The 8,905-nt window shown below is 65.3% G+C and carries 6 protein-coding genes and 1 riboswitch; of the genes, 5 read left to right on the forward strand and 1 reads right to left on the reverse strand.

The features are described 5' to 3' along the window. Positions 1–56: 56 nt before the first annotated feature. Complete coding sequence (gene putA / locus OO12_RS25720; protein ID WP_052216278.1) at positions 57–3,158, forward strand: bifunctional proline dehydrogenase/L-glutamate gamma-semialdehyde dehydrogenase PutA; 3,102 nt, start codon at positions 57–59, stop codon at positions 3,156–3,158. Between the two features lie 543 nt (positions 3,159–3,701). Here putA and OO12_RS28820 read toward each other — a convergent pair. Continuing rightward, complete coding sequence (locus tag OO12_RS28820; protein WP_160296918.1) at positions 3,702–3,848, reverse strand: hypothetical protein; 147 nt, start codon at positions 3,846–3,848, stop codon at positions 3,702–3,704. Positions 3,849–3,960: 112 nt separating this feature from the next. Next, a riboswitch (cobalamin riboswitch) is annotated at positions 3,961–4,169 on the forward strand. Positions 4,170–4,306: 137 nt separating this feature from the next. Here OO12_RS28820 and OO12_RS25725 point away from each other — a divergent pair. Genes OO12_RS25725 through OO12_RS25740 form a run of 4 tightly spaced genes read left to right on the forward strand, consistent with a single transcriptional unit; the run spans position 4,307 to position 8,761 of the window. Next, positions 4,307–6,226, forward strand: coding sequence for a TonB-dependent receptor plug domain-containing protein (locus OO12_RS25725; RefSeq protein ID WP_052216279.1), 1,920 nt, complete (start codon positions 4,307–4,309; stop codon positions 6,224–6,226). Further along, on the forward strand, positions 6,226–7,038 hold the full coding sequence (locus tag OO12_RS25730) for an ABC transporter substrate-binding protein (protein ID WP_034161557.1): 813 nt from the start codon (positions 6,226–6,228) through the stop codon (positions 7,036–7,038). The genes OO12_RS25725 and OO12_RS25730 overlap by 1 nt, the downstream gene beginning before the upstream one ends. Beyond that, positions 7,035–8,000, forward strand: a complete 966-nt coding sequence (locus tag OO12_RS25735) for a FecCD family ABC transporter permease (RefSeq protein WP_034161558.1) — start codon at positions 7,035–7,037, stop codon at positions 7,998–8,000. Before OO12_RS25730 ends, OO12_RS25735 begins: the two co-directional genes overlap by 4 nt. Next, entirely contained in the window at positions 7,991–8,761 is a 771-nt protein-coding gene (locus OO12_RS25740; RefSeq protein ID WP_034161559.1) for an ABC transporter ATP-binding protein, read from the forward strand. The genes OO12_RS25735 and OO12_RS25740 overlap by 10 nt, the downstream gene beginning before the upstream one ends. The last annotated feature ends 144 nt before the right edge of the window (positions 8,762–8,905 follow it).

Consider the following 8,905-nt stretch of genomic DNA (forward strand, 5'->3'; position numbering starts at 1 on the left):
CTGGCTGATGCCGCGATAGAGGCGGCTATCACCAGCGCCAAGATGAGTGTTTGCCCATGTCCTCGATCTCGCTTCCCGGCCTGAGCCGCGCCGACGTCCATGCCGCCTATCGTATGGATGAAGAATCCTGCGTCGCGCAGCGGTTGATCGAAGCGGAGATTCCGCCCGCCGAACTCGCCGCGACCGATGTGCTTGCGCGCCGGCTGGTAGAGGGCGTGCGTGCCAAGGGGCAGGGCAATGCGGTCGACAGTCTGTTGCACAGTTTCGCATTATCGACCGACGAAGGCATCGCGCTGATGTGCCTGGCCGAAGCGTTGCTGCGCATTCCCGATGCCGCGACACGCGACCGGCTGATCGCCGACAAGATTGGCGGCAAGGAATGGAGCGCCAATCTCGGCCGTTCGCAATCGCTGTTCGTCAACGCCTCGACCTTCGGCTTGATGCTGACCGGCAGCGTGGTCGCGCCAAGTGAGGGCGAGGATTGGGCGGCGGTCGCCAAGCGCGCCGTGGCGCGGCTCGGCAAGCCGGTGATCCGCCGCGCGATCTTTGAGGGGATGCGCATCCTCGGCCATCATTTCGTATTCGGTCGCACCATCGGCGAAGCGCTGAAGCGCGGCGCGTCGGGCGTGGAGACGCACAGCTTCGACATGCTGGGCGAAGCAGCGCGGACGCAGGGCGACGCCGATTTCTACTTCACCGCTTACAAGAATGCGATCGCGGCGGTGGGCAAGGCACGCGGAAAGGGGCCGGTCGAGGGCGTCGATGGCGTCTCGGTCAAATTGTCCGCGCTCCATCCGCGCTACGAATGGGCGCAGGTCGATCGCATCAAGGCCGAGATGCTGCCGCGCCTGCGCGAGTTGGTGGCTGACGCGGGTGCGGCAGATATCTGCCTCGCGATCGATGCCGAAGAAGCCGACCGGCTCGATTTGTCGATGGACCTGATCGAGACGATCGTTGCCGACGACACGCTGTTCGCCAATGGCTGGCGCGGCTTCGGCATCGTCATTCAGGCGTATCAGAAGCGTGCCGTGCCGATGGTCGACTGGACCATCGCGCTGGCCCGCCGCTATCGGCGCAAGATGATGGTCCGCCTGGTCAAGGGTGCGTATTGGGACAGCGAAGTGAAAGCGACGCAAGTCGGCGGCTTCACCGATTACCCCGTGTTCACGCGCAAGGCCTCGACCGATGTGTCGTATCTGGCGTGCGCGCGCCGCCTGCTTGCCGCCGATGACGCGATCTATTCGGGGTTCGCCACGCACAATGCCGCGACCGTCGCGGCGGTGAAGGCAATGGCCGATGGTCGCATTTTCGAATTCCAGCGCCTCCATGGCATGGGCGAGGAATTATATGATGTGCTGCGCGAGGGAGAGGGCGACAAACCCACCGCCGTGCGGATCTACGCGCCGGTCGGCGGGCATAAGGAATTGCTTGCCTATCTCGTGCGCCGCTTGCTCGAGAACGGCGCCAATGCCTCGTTCGTCAACCGCCTTGCCGATGCCGACCAGCCGGTCGAGGCGATCATCGCCGATCCGGTTGCCGCGACCGCAGCGCTCGATGTGCGGCGCAACCCGCGCATTCCGCTGCCAAGCGCACTGTTCGCGCCGGAGCGGCTGAACTCGGCGGGCATCGACCTGTCCGATCCGCTGGTCCGCGTGCCGCTGATGGCGCGTCTCGCCGCGCTGGAGGCGACACACCCGGTCGCTGCGCCGATCATCGGTGGCAAGACGCTGAAGGGCGGCAAGGTCGCCGTGACAGCACCCTTCGACCGCAGCATCACGGTTGGCCATGTGATCGAGGCAACATCGGAGGCCGTTGCGCAGGCGGTTGCGCGTGCCCAGGCCGCCCAGCCGGATTGGGACACCGTCGTCGTCGATCGTCGCGCGGTGGCGCTGGAAACGGCCGCCATGCTCTACGAACAGCATACCGACGAGTTGCTTTCGCTGTGCGTGCGCGAAGCGGGCAAGACGGTGCCCGACGCAATCCTCGAACTGCGCGAAGCCGTCGATTTCCTGCGCTATTATGCGGTCGAGGCGCGACGCCAGTTCGGTCCGGCCGATCCGCTGCCCGGCCCGACCGGTGAGTCCAACACCCTGACCCTGCACGGTCGCGGTGTCATCGCCGCGATCAGCCCGTGGAACTTCCCGCTTGCGATCTTCACCGGCCAGATCGCCGCGGCGCTCGCGGCGGGCAACAGTGTCGTTGCCAAACCCGCCGGGCAGACCCCGCTGATCGCGGCACGTGCGGTCGAGCTGCTGCATCAGGCGGGCATTCCGGGCGATGTGCTCAATCTGCTGCCCGGCGATGGCAAGGTCGGCGCGGCTTTGGTCGCGCATCCCGGGATCGGCGGCGTGGTGTTCACCGGATCGACCAACACCGCACGCTCGATCAACCTGACGCTGGCGCAGCGCACCGGTCCGATCGTGCCGCTGATCGCCGAGACCGGTGGACAGAACGCGATGATCGTCGACAGCTCGGCCTTGCCCGAACAGGTGACGCGCGACGTGGTGCAGTCCGCCTTCCAGAGCGCGGGGCAGCGCTGTTCGGCGCTGCGCGTGCTGTACCTGCAGGACGATATTGCCGATGGCGTGGTGGAGATGATCTCCGGCGCGATGCGGGCGCTGACCATCGGCGATCCGCGCAAGCTGTCGACCGATGTCGGCCCGGTGATTGACGCCGGTGCACGCGCGTCGTTGCAGAACCATAGCGATGATTTGAGCGGTGCGACATTGTGCCGGCTGGAGCTCCCGGTCGGGCAGGGCGATTTCGTCGCGCCCGCCGCCTTCACCATCCCGGGCATTTCTGCGCTGAGCCAGGAGCATTTCGGTCCGCTGCTGCACGTCGTGCGCTTTCCTGCCGAAGGGCTCGATGCGGTGATCGATGCGATCAACGCCACTGGCTTCGGCCTGACACTTGGCGTTCACAGCCGGATCGACACGACTATCGAGCGCATCGTCACCCGCGCGCGGGTCGGCAACATCTATGTCAATCGCAACCAGATCGGCGCGGTGGTCGGCAGCCAGCCGTTCGGCGGCGAAGGGCTGTCGGGAACGGGCCCGAAAGCGGGCGGTCCGCATTATCTGGCGCGATTTGCGACCGAGCGAACGCTGTGCGTCGATACGACGGCCGCCGGGGGAAATGCGACCTTGCTGGCGAGCTAAAGCGATGATGGGCCGAAGGCGCACCGCGTTCCGGCTCTCGTCAAACATTGGCAAGGTCGTTCTGCCGCAATCCAATCATGCCCTCGACACTGAGAAAGAGCGCGCCGGTATCCGTCCGGCACGCGATGACATGCCCGATGTTGCGTGGTGGTTGAATCGCCGTCGGCGGCGCGACGGCGGCGCGGGGAGATATGTTACACCCTATTGTACCATATCTCCGGCGTAAGCCGGACGAGCCGGGCCGCCGATCGTGTGAAATCGATGATTATCAATTATAATCAATGACTTACTGGCGTGGTGCCGCGATTCTTGGTATTTACGACATTAATGGCAAACCCGTTTAGCTATCCATGAAATTGATAGCTGGACCGCCCGGTGTACCGAATTGCCTGTTGCTGGCATGGAACTTCAGCATCGGATGGCTTCGGATGGGAGCCTGCCGCTGTTGGGCGGGAGTTCCGGCCCAGATTCATAGATAAGCAGTATTGCCTCAGCCCCTCTTCCGAAGAGGGGGCTATGAGTCATCGTTCCTGATCGTTGACGTCAGAATGCTGCGATAATGCCGCCGATTGCGGCCCAGATCAGGATCGAAATGATGGCGGCGACGACCAGGCCTGCGCCGGGTGCCATGGTCCGTCCCAGATCCTCGGGCGGCTGAGGGGGCAGATGCTTCAATTCGAACGTTCTCACGACCAGTTCCTTCAAGGAAATGAGCTGCGAATGGCTCCTTATCCCCTTCCTTTCCTGCTAATTTACTAACGTGGATCACCGCAGTTGGTTGCACATTGGTGACGAGCCGCGTAGGGGCCGCGTCGTGACGGGTTCCCGGAGACGGGAAGCAAAAGGGAAGATCGGTGCATGGGCGAGAGGCCATAAATCCGACGCTGTTCCCGCAACTGTAACCGGCGAGCCGGTGCTCCACACACGCCACTGGGCCGATCGGGCCTGGGAAGGCGGAGCATCACGCGAAGACCCGGAAGTCAGGAGACCTGCCCGACACGGTCGATCCACTGCGCGGGCGGGAGTTCCGGTGCGGACGAGGGCGTAACCCCGATAGGGGAACCTTTGAGTGAACGACATGGAATCGGGCCGTTGGCCGGATGTCGTTCCTGACGCCCGGTAGCTGGCCTCATGCAAAGGGGCATACCATGTTTGACTACCGTAAGATTCTGCTCGCCGGCACGGCGCTGCTGGCCGCGACGCCGGCGATGGCGCAGGACGCCGCGCCGAGCGACGAAGGCATTATCATCGCCGATACGAAGAGCGAAGAGATTGTCGTCACCGCAACTGGCGTCGCGCAGCCGATCGACCAGGTCGGTCAGGCCGTCACAGTCATCACGCGCGCCGACATTGAGCGTCGCCAAACCGTCAGTGTCTCCGATCTGCTCGCCACCACGCCGGGCGTCACCGTATCGCGCAATGGCGGCATCGGTACCGTCACGGCGGTACGGATCCGCGGCGCCGAGGACGCGCAAACGCTGACCGTCATTGACGGTGTGCGTGTCAACGATCCGTCATCGCCCGCCGGCGCGTTCGATTTCGGTAATCTCTTTGCTGGATCGATCGATCGGATCGAAGTGCTGCGCGGGCCCAACTCGGTACCCTGGGGCAGCCAGGCGATCGGCGGCGTGGTCAACATCATCACCGCCCAGCCGACCGAAGGACTGCAGGCACGCGCCAATGCCGAATATGGCTATGCCAACAGCGTCAGCGCCAATGCGGCGATCTCGGGCAAGAGCGGCATCTTCTCGGGTTCGCTGACCGGCGGCTATGTCCGCACCGATGGCATTTCGGTCGCCGCCAATGGCAATGAGCGTGACGGCTATCGCCAATATGGCGCCACGGCGCGCGTCGGTATCGAATTTACCCCCGGCATCGGCCTCGACCTGCGCGGTTATTATGCGAACAGCCGTACCGATCTCGACGGCTTTCCGGCACCGAACTACACTCTGGCCGACACCGACGAATATTCCACCGCGCGGGAACTCTATGGTTATGCCGGCGTGCACGTGAACCTGCTCGACGACCGGCTGAAGAACCGGATTGCCTTCACCATCGCCGATATCGACCGTGACAACTACAATCCCGCATTCGGCACCGCGCCATCCTTCATCGGACGCGGCCGGACGGAGCGCTACGAATATCAGGGCGACTTCCGTGTCATCGACCAGGTCCGCGTCGTTGCAGGCGCGGAGCATGAGAACAGCCGCTACGCCGATGCCTCCACGCGCTACAGCACCGGGGTCACGAGCTTTTACGGCGAACTGATCGTTACGCCGGTACGGCAGCTGACGATCACCGGCGGCCTGCGCAACGATGACCACAAGGCCTTTGGCAACCGGACCACGTTCGGCGCCAGCGCCGCGCTGGCGCTCGATACCGGCACGACGCTGCGTGCGAGCTATGGTGAGGGCTTCAAGGCGCCGACCCTGTACCAGCTCTATGGTCCTTATGGTACGCCGGGGCCCGCCATTCCGGGTGTCCCGGCGCGCGACCCCTTGCGGCCTGAAACAGCGCGCAACTATGATGTGGGAATCGAACAGTCTTTCCTGTCGGGCGCGGCGCGCGTCGGCGTGACCTATTTCAACCGCGATACGAAGAACCAGATCGATTTCGATCTCGGTACCTTCACCTATCAGAATATCGCGCGGACGCGTGCCGAGGGCGTCGAATTCGAACTCGCGCTGCGGCCGGTCGATGCGCTGACCTTCACGGCGAACTACAGCTATATCGACAGCGAAAACCGCTCGCCGGGCAGCAATTTCGGCAAGGACCTTGCCCGCCGCCCGCATCAGACGGTCAGCGCCTCGATCGATTACCGCTTCCCGTTCGGCCTGTCGGCGGGGGCAACGGTCAGCCATGTTGGCGACAGCTATGACGATGCCGGGAACTTCAACCGCCTCGACGGCTATGTCCTGGCCGGCCTTCGCGCGTCGATCGCGGTCGCCGATCGCTTCGAAATCTATGGCCGCGTCGATAATCTGTTCGATGAACATTATCAGGTCGTGCGCGGCTACGGCACTTATGGCCGCGCGGCCTATGGCGGCGTGCGGGTGAAGTTCAACTGATGAAGGCGCTCCTGCCGCTCGCGCTGTTGCTCGCCGGGTGCTCCGCACCGGCGCGTGATGGCGCGGGCGGCGGGATCGTTTCGACCAACCCGTGCGCCGATGCGATCCTGATCGAGCTGGTCGATCCGGCGCGCATCACCGCGATCAGTCAATATTCGCACAATCCGGCGGCAAGCTCGATCGCCGCCGATGTGGCACGCCGTTTCCCGGCCACCGCCGGGACGGCCGAGGAAGTCATCGCGCTGCATCCCTCGCTCGTGCTGACCAGCAGCTTCACTCCAATCGCCACGCGCGTGGCCTATGAGCGCGCCGGGCTGAAGATTCTGGTGATGGACTCGCCGATAACCATCGCGGCGAGCAAGGCGCAGATCGATCTGGTCGCGGCGGCCGTGGACGCCCGGGCCAAGGGCAGGGCGCTCAACGCGCGTATCGATGCGGCGGCGCAGGCGGCGGTACCCAAGGACGGCAAGCGCCCAGCGGCCTTGCTGTTCATCGCCGGAGACCTGGTCAATGGATCGGGGACGTTGCTCGACGAATTGCTGACCCATGCCGGTTTCCGCGACGCGGCGGCAGATTATGGTCTTGCCTCGACCGGCAGCCTGCCGATCGAAACCATCATCGCCAGGCCGCCGCGCGTGATCATGACGCCCGACGCGACCGCGCGCACCGCCGCGCTGCGCCGCCGGGTTCTCGCGCGCACCGGGGCGAACACGACCGAGGTCGCGTTCCCGCGCAATCTGGTCAATTGCGGCGGCCCGACGATCATCCCGGCGCTGGCCGAGCTGGCGAAGATCCGGCGCTCGCTGTCATGAAGCTCAAACTCTTCCTGCTCGCCCTGCTGGTCGTCCTGGCGTTCGGGCTGTCGCTGATCGCCGGGAAGGCGTGGATCCCCTTGTCCGCCTGGTTCTCCGCCGATCCGCGCTGGGCGATCATCATCGAGCTGCGTCTGCCGCGCGCGGTGCTTGGCCTGGCGATCGGTGCGGTGCTCGGCCTGTCGGGTGCGGTGTTGCAGGGCTATCTCAGAAACCCGCTGGCCGACCCCGGCGTGGTCGGCGTGTCATCGAGCGCGGCGCTTGGCGCGGTCGCGGCGATCGTGTCCGGCATCGCCATCAGCCCGGTGATCGTATTTGCCTGCGCGATGCTGGGCGCGGCCGGATCGATGCTGCTGCTCGCCGCGCTGACCTGGCGTCAGGCGAATGCCGTGACCTTCATTCTCGCCGGTACGGTGCTCGCCAGCCTTGCCGGGGCGCTCACCGCGTTCCTCATTTCGATCGCGCCTAATCCCTATGCGGTTGCCGAAGTGATCGAATGGCTGATGGGCGCGCTGACCGACCGCAGCCTTGACGATGTTCGGCTGGCGGTGCCGTTCATGGCGGCAGGGGCAGTGCTGCTGCTGCTCACCGGCCGCTCGCTCGATGCGCTGACATTGGGCGAATCCGCCGCGCGCTCGCTTGGCGTGCGGCTCGGCCGGCTTCAGGCACTGGTGGTGCTTGGTACCGGCCTGACCATTGGCGCCAGCGTTGCGGTGACTGGCGTGGTCGGCTTTGTCGGGCTGGTCGTGCCGCATCTGCTGCGCCCGTTGTTCGGGCACAAGCCGAGCGCATTGCTGCTGCCCAGCATGCTTGGCGGCGCGGCGCTGGTGCTGATCGCCGACAGCCTGTGCCGCCTGATTCCCGGTGCGGGCGAGCTTCGCCTCGGTGTCGCCATGGCGCTGATAGGCGGGCCGTTCTTCCTCGCGCTGCTGTTCAGGGGACGGAGGCTCATATGGAGCTGACCTGCGAAGCGCTTGCCGTCACTTTGTCCGGCCGCACCGTGCTGAACGCTGTCACCGCCACGTTTCGGCCGGGTCGCATCATTGCGATCCTCGGCCCCAATGGTGCGGGCAAGAGCAGCCTGGTCAAGGCCGCCGCGGCGCTGATTCCGCTCGCCCGGGGGGCAGTCCGGCTCGACGGCCGTGACGTTGCCGTGTTCGATCCGCGCGAGCGTGCGAAACTGATCGGCTATTTGCCGCAGGACGCAGCGGTGCACTGGAACGTCACGGCGGCGGATGTCGTTGCGCTCGGCCGGTTGCCGCACCGCGTGCCCTATGCCGCGCCGTCGCCGCAGGATCTCGACGCGATCATGCGCGCGATGGCGGCGACCGAGACACTCCATTTCGCCGAACGCCCGATCCAGCAATTGTCGGGGGGCGAGCGTGCCCGGGTGCTGCTTGCCCGGGTGCTGGCGGGCGAGCCGCGCTGGTTGCTCGCCGACGAGCCGCTGGCCAGCCTCGATCCGGCGCATCAGATCGATATTCTCGATCGGCTGCGGGAGGTCGCAAACGCTGGGGCAGGGGTGGCGATCGTGCTCCATGATCTCGGCCTTGCGGCGCGGGCGGCGGATGACGTGCTGCTGCTGAAGGACGGGTTGATGGCCGGGTTCGGGCCAGTCGCGGAAACGCTGACCCCCGATGCGATCCGCGCGGTATTCGGCGTCGAGGCGCGCTGGGTCGACACACCCGACGGCCCGCCCTTGCTGGTGACGGTCGGCCGATAGGGCGACACCGGTTTGGGTGAAATCACTTCCTCCCTCCCTCCCTCCCTCCCTCCGATCGTTTCGAGCGAAGTCGAGAAACGCTGCGCAGCTTTCGTGGCTTCGCTCCAATCGAACGGATCGGCGTAGATCGACGGGCCTCGATAT

Origin of the sequence: Sphingomonas sp. ERG5, assembly GCF_000803065.1 — a bacterium.
In the GTDB taxonomy this organism is placed as follows: domain Bacteria; phylum Pseudomonadota; class Alphaproteobacteria; order Sphingomonadales; family Sphingomonadaceae; genus Sphingomonas.